Annotated in this window: 13 protein-coding genes; 7 read left to right on the forward strand and 6 right to left on the reverse strand. The window is 74.3% G+C overall.

Features of this window, described 5'->3' with window-relative positions; translation table 11 throughout:
• The first annotated feature begins 2 nt into the window (after nt 1-2).
• Nucleotides 3-785, forward strand: coding sequence for an IclR family transcriptional regulator (locus MicB006_RS02075; RefSeq protein ID WP_073826302.1), 783 nt, complete (start codon nt 3-5; stop codon nt 783-785).
• 69 nt (nt 786-854) lie between these two features.
• Here MicB006_RS02075 and MicB006_RS02080 read toward each other — a convergent pair whose 3' ends face one another.
• Nucleotides 855-2,978, reverse strand: coding sequence for a PhoX family phosphatase (locus MicB006_RS02080; protein WP_116503483.1), 2,124 nt, complete (start codon nt 2,976-2,978; stop codon nt 855-857).
• Nucleotides 2,979-3,146: 168 nt separating this feature from the next.
• Between MicB006_RS02080 and MicB006_RS02085 the strand changes: the two genes are divergently transcribed.
• On the forward strand, nt 3,147-3,716 hold the full coding sequence (locus MicB006_RS02085) for a sigma-70 family RNA polymerase sigma factor (protein ID WP_013283619.1): 570 nt from the start codon (nt 3,147-3,149) through the stop codon (nt 3,714-3,716).
• A complete protein-coding gene (locus MicB006_RS02090) occupies nt 3,713-4,402 on the forward strand; it encodes an anti-sigma factor (RefSeq protein WP_116503485.1) in 690 nt (229 codons plus the stop codon). The genes MicB006_RS02085 and MicB006_RS02090 overlap by 4 nt, the downstream gene beginning before the upstream one ends.
• Nucleotides 4,403-4,486: 84 nt before the next feature.
• Here the strand turns inward: MicB006_RS02090 and rarD are convergent, their stop codons facing one another.
• From rarD to eccE, 4 genes are all read right to left on the reverse strand, one after another.
• On the reverse strand, nt 4,487-5,419 hold the full coding sequence (rarD, locus tag MicB006_RS02095; protein ID WP_116503487.1) for an EamA family transporter RarD: 933 nt from the start codon (nt 5,417-5,419) through the stop codon (nt 4,487-4,489).
• Complete coding sequence (locus MicB006_RS02100; RefSeq protein ID WP_116503489.1) at nt 5,416-5,904, reverse strand: GNAT family N-acetyltransferase; 489 nt, start codon at nt 5,902-5,904, stop codon at nt 5,416-5,418. Before MicB006_RS02100 ends, rarD begins: the two co-directional genes overlap by 4 nt.
• Before the next feature lie 97 nt (nt 5,905-6,001).
• Nucleotides 6,002-6,388: a phage holin family protein gene (locus tag MicB006_RS02105; protein WP_116503491.1), complete on the reverse strand. Its 387-nt coding sequence runs from the start codon at nt 6,386-6,388 to the stop codon at nt 6,002-6,004.
• A 69-nt stretch (nt 6,389-6,457) separates the two neighbouring features.
• Nucleotides 6,458-8,242, reverse strand: coding sequence for a type VII secretion protein EccE (eccE, locus tag MicB006_RS02110; protein WP_116503493.1), 1,785 nt, complete (start codon nt 8,240-8,242; stop codon nt 6,458-6,460).
• A gap of 248 nt (nt 8,243-8,490) precedes the next feature.
• Here eccE and MicB006_RS02115 point away from each other — a divergent pair, with 248 nt between their 5' ends.
• Nucleotides 8,491-8,808 carry a WXG100 family type VII secretion target gene (locus MicB006_RS02115; protein ID WP_073827061.1) on the forward strand — a complete coding sequence of 106 codons (318 nt, stop codon included), beginning with the start codon at nt 8,491-8,493 and terminating at the stop codon, nt 8,806-8,808.
• Nucleotides 8,809-8,828: 20 nt separating this feature from the next.
• Nucleotides 8,829-9,122 (forward strand): WXG100 family type VII secretion target, encoded by a 294-nt coding sequence (locus MicB006_RS02120; RefSeq protein ID WP_073826279.1) that lies wholly within the window; start codon nt 8,829-8,831, stop codon nt 9,120-9,122.
• Nucleotides 9,123-9,170: 48 nt separating this feature from the next.
• Here the strand turns inward: MicB006_RS02120 and mycP are convergent, their stop codons facing one another.
• Nucleotides 9,171-10,376 (reverse strand): type VII secretion-associated serine protease mycosin, encoded by a 1,206-nt coding sequence (gene mycP, locus MicB006_RS02125; RefSeq protein WP_116503495.1) that lies wholly within the window; start codon nt 10,374-10,376, stop codon nt 9,171-9,173.
• Nucleotides 10,377-10,528: 152 nt separating this feature from the next.
• On the opposite strand from mycP, the gene MicB006_RS02130 reads away from it, so the two are divergent.
• On the forward strand, nt 10,529-13,756 hold the full coding sequence (locus MicB006_RS02130; RefSeq protein ID WP_225980608.1) for an SseB family protein: 3,228 nt from the start codon (nt 10,529-10,531) through the stop codon (nt 13,754-13,756).
• Nucleotides 13,753-14,118 carry a hypothetical protein gene (locus tag MicB006_RS02135; protein ID WP_073826273.1) on the forward strand — a complete coding sequence of 122 codons (366 nt, stop codon included), beginning with the start codon at nt 13,753-13,755 and terminating at the stop codon, nt 14,116-14,118. The genes MicB006_RS02130 and MicB006_RS02135 overlap by 4 nt, the downstream gene beginning before the upstream one ends.
• Nucleotide 14,119 lies beyond the last annotated feature (1 nt).

The raw sequence follows: 14,119 nt of genomic DNA on the forward strand, positions 1-14,119 counted from the left end.
TTGTGCGCGACCCCTTGGCGGAACCTTCGGACCTGATCCGCAGCGTGTCCCGCGCGCTTCGAGTGCTCGAGTCGGTCGGCCGTGCGCCGAGAGGGCTCACCGTGAAGCAGATCGCCCGGCGTTGCGAGTTGACAGTCGCCACGACGTACCATCTCGTGCGCACTCTCGCGTACGAGGGCTACGTGATCCGGCGCGAGGACGGGACGTACATCGTGGGGTTGGAGGTGGCCGACCGCTACCGCGAGCTCGTCACCGCGTTCCGGGGGCCGCCCGCGGTCGGCGAGGCGCTGCGCCGCGCCGCGTCGGACACCGGCTGGAGCCACTACCTCGGCCGTTTCATCGGCGGACAGGTGGCGGTGACCGCCTCCGCCGAGGGACCGCGCTCGCCCTACCTGGAAGACCTGGTGCCGGGCTTCGACGAGGGCGCCCACGCCACCGCGCTGGGCAAGAGCCTGCTCGCCACGCTCACCACCGAACAGCGCTTCCGTTACCTGCGCGAGTACGGCATGCGCCCGTTCACCACCGCCACGCTCACCACGGTCGAGGCGTTCGAGGCCGACCTGGCCGCCGGTGACCGCCGCGGCATGCAACTGGAACTCGGGCAGTTCCGGCAGGGTGTGGCGTGCGCCGCGGTGCTCGTCGCCCCGGACAAGGACATCGAGCGCCGGGTGGTGCTCGCGTGCGCGTTGCCGGCCGGCGAGATGATGACCTCCGCCCGGGTGGTCCGCGCGAAGCTGCTCACCGCCGCCAGGTCGATCGCCGACGGCATCGCCTCCGAGAACTAGGAAGGCCACCACCCTGGCGGGGTGGTGGCCTTCGGCGGGCGGTCCGGCGCCGGACCGCCCCGGGGTGGGTCAGCTGCCGACCGGGCCGCCGTCGAGGCGCCAGGTGACCACCACGCCGGGCTTGGCGTAGTCGCCGTCCGGCCAGGTGGAGGCCGGATTCTCCACCGACGCGCCGGTCACCTCGCCCGGGTGCTGCACCGCGACGAAGACCGAACGGTTGTCACCGGTGATGAACGGGCCGCAGGTCTCCGCGCCGAGCGGCACGGTGAGGAACTGCTTCAGGTGGCCCCGCTCCGGCCCCTCGACGGCGGTGGCGAACAGGCCGTCGTTGCTGCCGAGCGCGTTGCCGTCGGTCGAGATCCACAGGTTGCCGGTGGCGTCGAACGCGACGTTGTCCGGGCAGGAGATCGGCGAGACCTTGGTCTTGTCGTACCCGGCGAAGTAGGTCGAGGCGTCGGCCGGGTCGCCGCAGACGATCGGCAGCGACCAGGCGAAGGTCTCGGCGGTGTTGTCGCCGCGGTCCTCGACCAGTTCCAGGATCTGCCCGTGCCGGTTGTTGTTGCGCGGGTTCGCCTCGTCGGCCGGCGCCTTGCCCGCCTTGCCGCGGTCGCTGTTGTTCGTCAGCGCCACGTACACCTTGCCGGTGAGCAGGCTCGGCTCGACGTCCTCCGGGCGGTCCATCTTCGTCGCGCCGACCTTGTCCCCGGCCAGCCGGGTGAAGGTGAGCACGTCGGCGGCGGTCATGCCGTCGACGTACGAGCGGTTGCCGCTGACCAGCTTGATCCAGCGGCCCCGGCCACCGAAGCCACCGTCGGCCGGGAGGGTGCCGGAACCGTCGATCTCGGCGGCCGGGCTGTCCCCCTCGATCTTGGCCACGTAGAGCGTGCCCGACTCCAGCAGCGTCAGGTTGTGCCGCCGGGCCACCGCGGACTTCCCCGGCATGAACTTCTTGTCCGACACGAACTTGTAGAGGTAGTCGAAGCGCTCGTCGTCGCCCATGTACGCGACCACGCGGCCGTCGCGCGCCACTATGACGTTCGCGCCCTCGTGCTTGAACCGGCCCAGCGCGGTGTGCTTGCGCGGCTTGGACTGCGGGTCGAACGGGTCGATCTCGACGATCCAGCCGAACCGGTTCGCCTCGTTGGGGTGCCTGGCCAGGTCGAAGCGCTCGTCCGCCCGGTCCCACTTGCGGCTGCCGCTCGGATAGCGCACGTCCGTCGGGATGCCGTAGCGGGTCAGCTTCGCCTTCTGCTCCTCGGCCACGCCGTCGCCGCCGACGAAGTACTGGTTGAAGTTCTCCTCGCCGGAGAGCACTGTGCCCCACGGGGTGACGCCGCCCGCGCAGTTGTTCAGCGTGCCGATGACCGTCCGGCCCTTCGGGTCGGCGGCGGTACGCAGCCAGGCCGACCCGGCCGCCGGCCCGGTCAGCTCGAACTTCGTGGCCAGCGCCGTGACCCGGCGGTTGTACTCGCGCCGGCCGCGTCGCACCGGCTGCCACTGCCCGGTGTTCTCCACCCGCTCCAGCTCGACCACTGACATGCCGTGCGCGGCCATCGCCACCCGAAGCTGCTCCACGGTGAGCGCGTCCTGGCTGGTGAACCCGGGGAACATCAGGTCCTCGTTGGTGTACTCGTGGTTAACCACGAGCAGCGCGCGCCGACGGTCGATCGGCAGCACGCCGACGAAGTCGTTGTTGTAGCCGAACTGCCTGGACTGAGCGGAGGCGGTCTGCCGGCCCAGGTCGAACGCGGGCGCGCCGGGCACGACCTCGTCGCCCCAGCGGATCACCACCGAGTGGTCGTACCCGTTCGGCACGACGAGCGTGTCGAACTTGTTCGGCGGGATCGGCTTGAAGGTCAGCGCGCCGCTGCCGGGACGCCCCGCGCCGGTGGCGGCCACCCCGCCCCCGCCGGGCACTGGCGGAGCGGCGGGCGCGGCGGCCGCCGGAGCGCCGGCCAGCGCGCCCGCGGCGGCGCCGCCGAAGCCGAGCACCAGCGCGCCGACCGCGCCGGCCCGGACCACGCCGCGCCGGGAGATCTCGGTGTCGACCACGTCACCGAAGTACGGGTTGTCGGTCGGGTTGGGCACCGGGTGGTCACAGGCGTTCCCGCACCGGTACAGACAGGTCATCGCGTCGCGGCTGCCGTGGCGGGTGCCACCGAGCAGCGGAAGCAGGCGAGGCCGGTCGCTCATGAGGTGGAGCCTCCAGATCGGACGAGGGAGAAGGCGCACGGGCGAACGGCCCGCGCTCACCCGCCGGACGCTGCCAGGGCGCCGTGAGCGGCGGTCGGCCCGGAGCTGAACCGGACGTGAACAGCTCCGACGTGACCTGCGGCTGAACCGTTCGGCGGCACGGCACGTATGGAAGGGCGTACACATCGCCGGTTTCCCCGCCGCCGGAAGCGAGGTACCGCCATCAGCGACCACGACGCCCAACTGCTGCGCGCGCTGCACGACGAGCATGCCGACGCGCTGTACGCGCACGCCCTGCGGTTGGTCAACGGCGATCGGCCCCGCGCCGAGGACCTGGTGCAGGAGACGCTGCTGCGCGCCTGGCGGCACCCGGAGTCGCTGGATCCGCGACGCGGCTCGGTACGCGCCTGGCTGTTCACCACCGCGCGGAACCTGGCCATCGACGCCTGGCGGCGGCGCTCTGCCCGGGTCGGCGAGGTGTACACGGACGAACTGCCGGAGACCGCCGAGACGGTCGACGAGACGGAACGCGCGGTGGAGGCGTGGACCGTGGCCGAGGCACTCAACCGGCTCAGCCCGACCCACCGGGAAGTGCTCGTCGAGTGCTTCTATCAGGGGCGTTCGGTGGCGGAGGCGGCCGCCCGGCTGGGCGTACCGCCCGGCACGGTGAAGTCGCGCACCCACTACGCGCTGCGCTCACTACGGTTGGCGCTGGCCGAGATGGGGGTGACCGGATGACACGCTGCGAGTTCGCGCACGACGACGGGGCGTACGTGCTTGGTGCCCTCGCCCCGGCGGACCGGGTCGCCTACGAGCGGCACCTGGCCGGCTGCGCCCAGTGCCGGGAGGCGGTGGCCGAGATCGCCGTGCTGCCCGGCCTGCTGGGCCGGCTCGACCCGGCCGGGTTGGAGCAGTTCCTGGAGGTCGGACCGGAGACGTCGCGCGTGCCCGCGCTGCTCGACGCCGCGCGGGAGCGCAAGCGCCGCGAGCGGTCCCGCTCCCGCCGCCAGTACGCGCTGACCGCGCTCGCCGCCGCCGCGCTGGCGGTGGTGGCCGGTGTCGGGGTGGCGCTGGTCCAGCCGTCGGCCGAGCCGTCCACGCCGCAGGTGGCGCTGACCTCCATGCGGCCGGTGGCCGGGACGGTGCCGGTGCACGCCGAGGTGGGGCTGACCGAGACGCCGTGGGGCACCGAGGTCACCATGCACTGCGGCTACGACAGGCGGGCCGGGCACCGGGAGGCGTACACGTTCCGGCTGGTCGCGCACGGCCCGGACGGCGCGACGGAGCAGATCGGCTCCTGGCTCGCCGCCCCCGGCGACGACCTGCGCTTCTCCGGCGTCACCCGCTTCACGAAGGGCGAACTGGTCCGCCTGGAACTCCTCCGAGGCAACAACGCCCCGGTCCTGGCCTACGACTTCCGCTGACCCGCTGCCTCTCCCCGTTGATCTTGCACTTCCGGCCCTCGGCGCGGGCGTTTCACCCCTTTCGCCGGGGCGGTAAGTGCAAGATCAACGGGACGGGGTGGGGGTGGCGGCGGGGGTAGGGGTGGTGCGGGCGGCGGATCGGGTGCGGTGGGAGTGGTGGAGGGCGTCGGCCGTGAAGACCATCAGGGCCAGCCAGACCAGCGCGAAGCCGGCCAGCCGGACCGGGGGCATCGGCTCGTGGAAGATCAGCACGCCGCAGCCGAGCTGGAGGATCGGGGCGAGGTACTGCAACATGCCGACAGTGGACAGCGGCAGGCGGTTCGCCGCCCCGGCGAAAAGCAGCAGCGGGATCGCGGTGGCGGCGCCGGCGAGCACCAGCAGCGCGGTGTGCCCGGCCGAGACGTGCCCGAACGTCGAGTCGCCGCGCGCCGACAGCCAGCCCAGGTACGCCAGGGCGGGCAGCGCCAGCACCGCCGACTCGACGAAGAGCCCCTCCGTGGCGGGCAGCGCGAGGCGCTTCTTGACCAGGCCGTACCCGGCGAAGCTGAACGCCAGGGTGAGCGCCAGCCAGGGCAGCCGGCCGTAGTCCACGGTGAGCACCGCCACCGCGAACGCGCCGACGCCGAGCGCCGCCCACTGCGCCGGGCGCAGCCGTTCCCGCAGCAGGAACACGCCGAACAGCACCGACACCAGCGGGTTGATGAAGTAGCCGAGCGCCGTCTCCACCACCCGGTCGGAGTTCACGCCGTAGATGTACGTGCCCCAGTTGACGGCGATCAGCGCGGCGGCGAGCCCGATGCCGGCGAGCGCGCGGGGCCGCCGGGCCAGCTTGCGCAGGAAACCGGCGTGCCGCGTCGCGGCCAGCAGCAACGCGACGAACGCCACCGACCAGAGGATCCGGTGCGCGAGGATCTCCACCGGTCCGGCCGGGCGCAGCAGCTTGAGGTAGATCGGGAAGAAGCCCCAGATCAGGTACGCGCCGACGCCGTACAGGTAGCCGAGCCGGAGCTGGTTCACCGCTCCACCGTAAGTGGTGGATCGGTCTGCTGGTCCTTATCGGTGACCGGCGTCACCCGCTGATCCAGCTCCATCCACCGATCCGGCGCGACCGGGCGGAAGCCGAGCTTCGCGTAGACCCCGTGCGCGTCGAGCGTCGCCAGCAGAATCCGGCGTACGCCCAGCTCGTTCAAGTGGTCGCGGACCGCGCCGGCCAGCCAGGTGCCCAGGCCGCGACCCCGCTCGGCCGGGTCCACGTAGACGTCGCAGAGCCAGGCGAACGTGGCCCGGTCGGTGACCACCCGGGCCACCGCGACCTGCCGCCCGTCATCGGGCCGGTAGACGCCGAAGCCGATCGAGCCGGCGAACGAGCGCGCCACCATCGCCCGCTCCCGCCCGCGCGCCCAGTACGCGTCACCGGCGAGCCAGGCGTGCACCCGGTCCAGGTCGATCCGGTCCGGGTCGGTGCTGATCTGGTAGCCGTCCGCGCGGGTCAGAGTGAACACCCGGCCGACGTTAGCGCCGTCCCCCGGGCCGCTCGCCAGCCAATTCCCTCCTGGTGGCCCCGGCCGGTCGCCGTCGCGGCCGGCCGGGACCGGGGCGTCAGTCGCGGTCGAGGACGGCGCCGAGGATCCAGGTGACGATGCCGACGAACAGCGCGCCCAGCACCGCCTCCGGCCAGAACCCGTCCACGTGGAAGGGCAGCCCGGCCTCACCGGCGATCCAGCTGGTGAGCAGGAAGAGCAGGCCGTTCACCACGATCGCGATCAGGCCGAGGGTCAGCAGGTAGAACCCGCAGCCCACGGTCTTGATGATCGGCTGGAGCACCGCGTTGACCACACCGAAGATCACCGCGACGAGCACCAGCGTGATCACGGTCTCGGTGGCCGACTCGGAGTCCAGCGAGATGCCCGGGATGAGCAGCGTGGCGAGCCAGAACGCCACCGCCGTCGAGCCCACACGAATCAGAAGACCCTTCAGGAAATCCATGGCCGGGATCGTGCCACGGACGTACCACCAGGGAAAGCAGCGTCGTCCGACCGGGCGGGGCGCGGCGCCTCAGTGTCGCGCCGGGCGACCGACCAGTTGCGACTCCACAGGCGTCGGTGAGAGCAGCGCCCACCGCAGGGCCCGCCGGTTGACCACCGCCACCATGTCGTCGCGGATGCGGGTCAGCCAGTCGGCGGAGCCGCCGAGCCCGAGCGCCGCGCCGGCCAGCGCCGCCTCGTCCGGGTCGAGCGGTTGGAGGATCGCCAGATCGGCGCGAGCCAGCGCGGCCGTGTCGGCCGAGGTCAGCTCGTCGCGGACCACGAGCACCGACTGCCAGGCGGCATCCGGGCCGGCGTCCGGGGGCACCGGGCCGACGTCGACCACGATCAGCAGCGGGCACAGCGGCGAGCCGGACGCGCGGCCCACCGGACGCCCCGGTGGGAGCAGCGGTACGCCGCCGCCGAGCGTCCCGACACCGCGTACGAACGGCTCCCAGACCCGGGGGCGGCCGGTCTGCACCGCCACCCGGGCACCCAGCGCCAGTGCCCGCAGCACGAGCAGTTGAGCGGCCGGTACGCCGCCGACCAGCAGGACCCGTGTCGTGGCCGGCCGGAACAGGCGCACGGTGAGCGCGGCGCCGTGGCGGTTGGCGCCCACCATCAGGCCGGCGGCGGCCAGGGGCAGGTCCAGCGCGGGCGGCGACGACCCGGGCCCGCCGGTCACCCCCAACGGCAGCGTGGCGGCCAGCCCGACCAGGTGCCCCCCGTCCAGCCGGCGCAGCTCGGCGCCGACGTCACCGGCGACCCGCCGCAGCGTCCGATCCGCCGCCGACAACTCGTCCACGCTGCCCGCGGCGACCCGCACCGCCAACTCGGCCGGGGCCGGACCCGCACCGGTGCGGGGGCCCACAGTCAGCGCGACGGTGGTGGCGGTGGCCGGCACCGCGAGCAGCCGGGTGACCAGACCCCGGGCGGCCTCGCCGCGCGGATCCGGCCACCGGCGCAGTCGCCAGGTGGCCTGCGCCAGCCCGCCCAGCGCGAGCAGCGGCCACGTCTCCCGGACCGGTGCGCCGGGCTCGTGATGCGCCAGCTCGGCGATCACCCGCAGCGCCGCGTCCCCGCCGAGCGGCCGGGCGGTGAGCGGCCCGAGCCGGCGGACGATCCGCCGCAGCGTGCCGGAGAGCGCCCGCAGCAACTCCTCGTCCGGCCAGCCGTCCGCGCGCAACACCTGAACGGCCAGGACCGCCCGCGCCCGCCCGGCCACCCGGCCGTCGGTGAGCTGCCGGTACGACGTCCCGGCGGGACCGGCCGCGACGGCCGGCGCGGGCGCGGGGGAGGACGAGAAGACGAGCTGCAGCCGGATCGCAGGGGCGTCCGGGCTGCTCGGCGGGAGCAGGTCCAACGGCGCGGGCAGCCGGCGCGCGTGGTCACCGAGCAGGTCGTCCGGGTCGCCGAGTTCCAGCAGCGCGGTCAGGCCGGCGGCGTCGTGCAGCACGGCGGCCGGACCGCCGGCCAGCTCGGTGGAGCCGGCCACCGAACCCGGCCGGACCAGCTCCAGCAGCGCCGCCGGATCGGCGGCCGCCGGCAGGGCGCGACGCCGGGTCAGGTACGCGACGGCGGTGACGAGCCATTCGTGCAGCCAGCGGCCACGTACCCGGATCCAGGCGGCCGGCAGCACCAGCGCGGCCGTGAGCAGCGCGACGGCGGTCGCCACGACACCCCGCCCGGCGGCAGCCACCAGCACGGCTGCCGCGACCTGTGTCGCCACGACCTGACCGGCCCGCTGCCGGGGGCTCGGCCGGTGTGTCCACAGCGGAGTGGGCGCGGCCGGTCGGGTCGTTGTCGTCGCGGTCACCGCACCTCCTCGCCCGGGCCTCGCTGTGACGCCACCGTGGCACATCGTAATGGGCGGGTTGTCCACAGGGGAGCCCGAAGGGGTAGCAGAACCGGAATGGGACGGCTACCGTCAGCGACGAAATCGTCGAGTCGCGTGTCCGCCGCCGCCTGGCCTTCCCCTCCACCGGCCCCGGACGCCCTCCCGGCGAGTCCACGGTGGTCACTGTGGTGACCAGCCACGACCGAGGAGACGAGGTGACGTCCGGGATGTCCCAGACCCAGGCAGAAGCCGCGGTGATGCAGCAGACCGCCGCGAAGTTCGAGCAGGTCGACCAGTCGCTGCAGACCATGCTCAGCGGCCTGATGGCCGAGCTGGAGGTGTTGCAGCAGGCCTGGCGGGGCGCCGGTGGGCGCTCGTTCGCGCAGGTCAAGCAGCAGTGGTCGCAGGACCAGGCGGCCCTTCAGCGAGCGCTGCGGGAGACCGCCACCGCGATCCGCACCGCCGGCCGGCAGTACGACCTGTCCGACACCGAGGCCGCCGGCCGGGTGGCGGGCACCAACCGCGGCATCCAGCTGCCCCTCTGACAACCGGAAGGATCGAACTCATGGAGCACGGTGTGCTGGTCGTCAACTTCGCCGCCCTGCAACAGGCCGGCGCGGACATCCAACGGGCGCTGTCCACCCTGGAGAGCCAGCTCGGCCAGCTGGAACGCGACGCCGCCCCGCTGGTGGCGAGCTGGAACGGCTCCGCCCGCGAGGCGTACGAGGTGCGGCAGTCCCGGTGGCGGGCCGCCTCGCAGGACCTCCAGGCGATGCTGCGTGACATCAAGCTCGCGGTGGAGGATTCCGCGGCCGACTACCTCGACACCGAGAAGCGCAACGCCAACCTGTTCCAGTGAAGCGGAGCCGTGCGGCCCGGGTCTCCCTGATCCGGGCCGCACGGCGGTTCAGGCCGGGTCGGCCGCCCGCCAGCGCCGCCGTGCTCCGCGCGGCAGCACCAGGGCGAGCGCCGTCACGAGCGCCACCGCCCCGCCCACGACGGCGGCGGTCAGCAGCGCCCGGTCCCGGGCCGTCCCGCGGCGAGCCGCGCGGGCCAGCGCGGCCGGATCCGGCCGGTCGGCGGGCAGCGCGGCGCCCGGCCGGGGCCGGGAGTCCACGGCGCCCGCCGACTCGGTCACCGCCCGGTACGGGTTGAGCACCCCCGCCCCGTAGCCGGCATCGCGCCCCGGTGCCGGGTCGGCGGCGGCCACGATCCGGGCGGCCACCTCGTCCGCGCTCAGCCGGGGCCGGTACTCACGCAGCAGCGCCGCGGTGCCGGCCACGAACGGGGTGGCGTAGCTGGTGCCCTCCGCCCGGTGGTGTCCCTGCCGGGGAGCCGCCATCAGCACCTCGCTGCCCGGGGCGACCACGTCGACGTACGGGCCGGTCTGGGAGAACGCCGAGCGGGTGCCCTCCGGGCCGATCGCGCCCACCCCCAGCACGCCGTCGTACGCCGCCGGATAGGGCCGGGGATCGCCGTTGTCGTGCAGGTTCCCGGCGGCAGCGACCACCACCACGTCCCGTCGTAGCGCGTAGGCGACGGCGGCGCGCACGTCGGGGTCGTCCGCGTACAGCACGACCGAGAGGTTGAGCACGTCGGCGTCGTGGTCCACCGCCCACCGGATCGCCCGGGCGAAACCGGCTGCGTCGACTGTGCGCCCCGACTCCCGTCCCTCGACCACCTGCTGCTCGCTCACCCGTACCGGCAGGATGCGCGCGTCCGGCGCGAGGCCGCGGAACGCGATGCCGGGCTGCGGGGCGGCGGCGACGATGCTCGCCACGCCGGTGCCGTGCCCGGCGCAGTCCCGGGTGCCGTCCCCGCCCCGCTCGAGGAAGTCGGCGCCGGACAGGACGCGCCCCGCGAGTTGCGGATGGGACCGGTCCACACCCGAGTCGACCACCGCGACCACGACTCCGGCGCCGGTGGCAAGCGGGGTGAGCCGGTCCGGGGCGTACCGTTGCTGCGGCCACGGCTGTTGCGCCACCGGCCGCGCCGGGGTGGGCGGCGAGGCGCAGCCGGCCGGTGCGCGAGCCGCCGCCGGGGCGACCGGAGACCCGATGAGGAGGAGCGTCGCCAGGGCGGCCACTGCGGGGTACGCGACAGGCCGAGACATCGACGACCTCCGTAACGTGTCGGCTCCGGGACGGGATGTTATCGCCTCGCGGACATCTGGGCCGACCGTCGATGGCCAGAAGTCCTGATCTTGCTGCCACCTTGTAGGTTGTAGGCGATGCCTGTGGCCTGTTCGCGGAAGGAGAGGTGGCCGTGACCGGATGGGAGCCGGCCACCGAGGCCGAGGTGGCGATGCGGGACGCGTTACGCGCCCAGGACCAGCAGCAGTACTTTCGAGCTCTGACGCGCGTCGATCTGTTCCTGCCGGTCGGCGGCTCGGCCGGCGGATGGGGCACCTGGACCTCCGGCGGCCGCACGCACGTGCTCGCCTTCACCTCCGCCGCCGCGCTGCGGGCCAGCCTGGGGGAGAACGCCGGTACGGCCCGCCGTGTCCCCTACCCGGAGCTGGCGGCCGGCTGGCCCAACCCGGAGTGGTGGCTGGCGGTCAACCCCGGGTTGCCGATCGAGGGCTACCTGCCCGCCTGGTACGTCGCTCAGCTCTCCCGGGGCGACGTCCGGCTGCCCGGCCGGACCATGGGCGCCCGGGCCCGGCTGGACCGGGTGGAGAGCGCGGCCCGGAGCGCTCGCAACGGCGTACCCGAGTCCGCGCCCCGCCCCTCGGCCGTGCCCGTCCCGCCGGCCGCCGTTCCGCCCCCTGTGGTTCCCCCGGCCGCGGTGCCGCCCGTAGCCGTTCCGCCTCCCGCGGTGCCGCCTCCCCCGGTACCGAACGGCCGGGGCGAGCGGCGGACGGAGCACGACGAGCCGCCCACGGTGCCGATGCGCGGCGCTTCGGTCCTGGGACGGCGGCTGCCGACCATGCCGCCCCGCCGCCGGGAGCCGGACCGGGACGGCGCGGGCCGCGCCGACGCCGGCGACGAACCGGGCACGGACGCCCTGGACGGCTGGCTCACCGATCTGCGCCGCCGCCCCGACGAGCCGGACCCGTTCGCCGCCCAGCCGGCGTCGACCGACGAGCCGCCGGAGACCCCCACCCCGCCGCCGCCGTCCCGCTCCTTCTTCGAGCCCGCCTCCGGCCGCTCGACACGCCGCTCGTCATCGCTGGACGCGCCGCGGCGGGCCGCCGACCGGGCCGCCCCGCCGACCCGGTTCGCCGGCGGCCAGCCGTTTCCGCGTCGCCGTCCGCTGAACGAGCCGGTACGCGAGGAGCCCACCCAGGCGTTCGCGACGCGGGCGGACGAGCCGCCTCCGGTTTCCCGGGCCGACGAGGCGACCCAGGCGTTCCGGCCGACCCGCCCACCCGAGGACGCCGTCGAGACGCTGCCCCGGCGTAACTCCGGCCCCGCCACCCCCGCGACGGACGCCTGGGCCGATCCGATCGGCCCCGACCGGGAGGCCCCGCCCTGGAACGCGGCCGAGGACCCGGCGGAGTCGCTGTCGCCGTCGATCGCCGAGCCGGTGTCGAGCCCGCCCGCGTCGCGCCGGGACTTCACTCCCATCGTCATCGAGGGCACCGTCATCGAGGCCCGCGACCTGACCGAGCCCGACCCGCCCTGGTCCTCGCAGTACGCCGACCCGGTGCGTTCCGCGCCCGCCGATCACGTGGCGGCACCCTGGGCCGGCGCCGCCGACCCGACCGCGCCGCTGCCGGCCGACCCGCTGCCGGCCGACCCGCTGGTGACGACCGGCGACGAGACGACGCACCTCACCGAGGCCGCCCACACCGTTCCACCAGCCGAAACGGCGCCGTTCGACCGGACCGGGCGGCTCGATGAGTCGACGGTGTCGTTCGCCTCGACGTCCGAACCCACCGCGCCGTTGCCCGGCTCGCCGCCGGAGCCGCTGTTCGACCGGACGTCGGAGGACGCCACCACGTCCCTGTTCGGGGCGTCGGCATCGTCGGCTGAGCCGACCCAGTCCCTGTTCGGGACGCCGTCATCGTCAGCCGAGCCGACGCAGTCCCTGTTCGAGCCGTCGGCCGAGCCGTCCGAGTCGCTTTTCGGGCGCCCGGCGTCGTCGACCGAACCCACCGTGTCCCTGTTCGAGGCGAACACGCCGTCGGCCGAGCCGACCACTCCGCTGTACGAGCCGACGCCGGCCGAGCCGACCACCTCGCTGTATGAGCCGACCCCGGCCGAGCCGACCACCTCGCTGTACGAGCCGACCCCGGCCGAGCCGACGGCTTCCCTGTTCGCGCCGGCCATCGCCGAGGAACAGGCCACCGTGTCGCTCTTCCAGCCGACCACCGACGCCGACCCGGCCACGCAGCCGACCGTCCACGCCGAACCGACGGCCGCCGAACCGACCGCCTTCGACAACTCCGCCACCACGTCGCTGTTCGCCCCGGGTGAGCCGACCGTCGCGCTGTCCACCCCGCACGAGGCGCCGGACGTGGCGGAGCCGCCCGCGCCCGTAGCGGAGCCGGCGCCGATCGGCGGCGACGCGGCGGACGCCGTCGCTCCGGCCGACTTCGTGCCGGCGAACGACGTGGAGGAGGAGTTGCTGGCCGCCGCGGGCAGCGGGCGCACCGACGGCTTCCTCACCACTTTGCTGCTGGCCCGGGTACTGCTGCCGGCCGCGCCCGACTCGGCCGCCGGCAGCCGACCGGGTGATCCGGGGTTCGTCTGGCACACCGAGCCGGTCGACGGCGAGACGTCCGTCTCGGTCTACACCTCCCCGGAACGCCTCGCCGAGCACGCCGGAGACGCGGTCGAGACGGTACGGGTCAAGTTCGTCCAGCTCATTCGCAAGTGGCCGGACGTGTCCTGGTCGTTCCGGGTGAACCCGGACAGCCCGGTCGGTGCGACGTACCCGGGGGAGCAGGTTCTCGCGCTCGCCAACTGGGCGGCCGAGGTCGGCCTCGGCGACGACCCGGAGCCGGCCGCCGCGCCGCAGCCGGCGGAACGACAGCGCCCGGCGGCGCCGACCATCGCCGTGAACCGGCCGGTGACCATGCAGAAGGCGATCGCGGCGAGCCAACTCGCGTACTACCTGGAGCGTGGCTATGACCGGGTCTCCGGTTTCGTGCACCGGGCCGGGGAGTTGGCGCACCTGAACAGCCCGGCGGTGCTGTACCGCGCGCTCGGCCTCGGCCACCCGGGATCCCCGTTCTCCCCGGACGACGAGGAGATCTACCTGCTGCGGTGGCCGGCCTACCGGCCGAGCCTCTACCGGATCCCCTACGGCGGCCCGAACGAGTCCGCCATGCGGGCGATGGAGGGCTGGGTGATCGAGCGGCTGCCGTTCCGCGGCAACGGCTTCGCCCCCGGGGAGAGCAGCGACGTGATCGCCGAGTTCAAGGTGGACAGCGCCCGCCTGCCGCACGGCGCCGAGCTGTGGCGACTCGGCGCGGACGGCGACACGCGGCTGGTCGCGGTCCTGGACACCGACGCGCTGGTCTGGCGGAAGGCGGACGAGGCGTGACCCGCGACGGCTACGTCGCCCGCTGGCGGGGGCGGGAGTATCAGGCCAGCCCCGCCGGGGACGAGGTCCGCCTCTACCAGCCCGGCCCGGACGAGGGATTCACCGAGGTACGCCCCGGCCGGTACGTCCGGGTGGTGCCGGCGGCCGAGGTCGACGATCTCGCGTACGTGCGGACCACCTGCACCTGGCAGGGGCAGCCGTTCATCGTGCTGGCCGAGCACGAGGGCTGGTTGCGGCTGGAGTACACGGGCGGGCGCTGGCCGGTGGCCGAGGCGATGGGGCTGGAGGCGTTCGACTTCGGCGTCTACCAGGGCTGGGCGCCCGCGTCCGAGGTGGCCGACCTGGGCGAGCAGCGGGTCTGAG

Source organism: Micromonospora sp. B006, assembly GCF_003408515.1.
GTDB classification, from domain to species: Bacteria; Actinomycetota; Actinomycetes; order Mycobacteriales; family Micromonosporaceae; genus Micromonospora; species Micromonospora echinospora_A.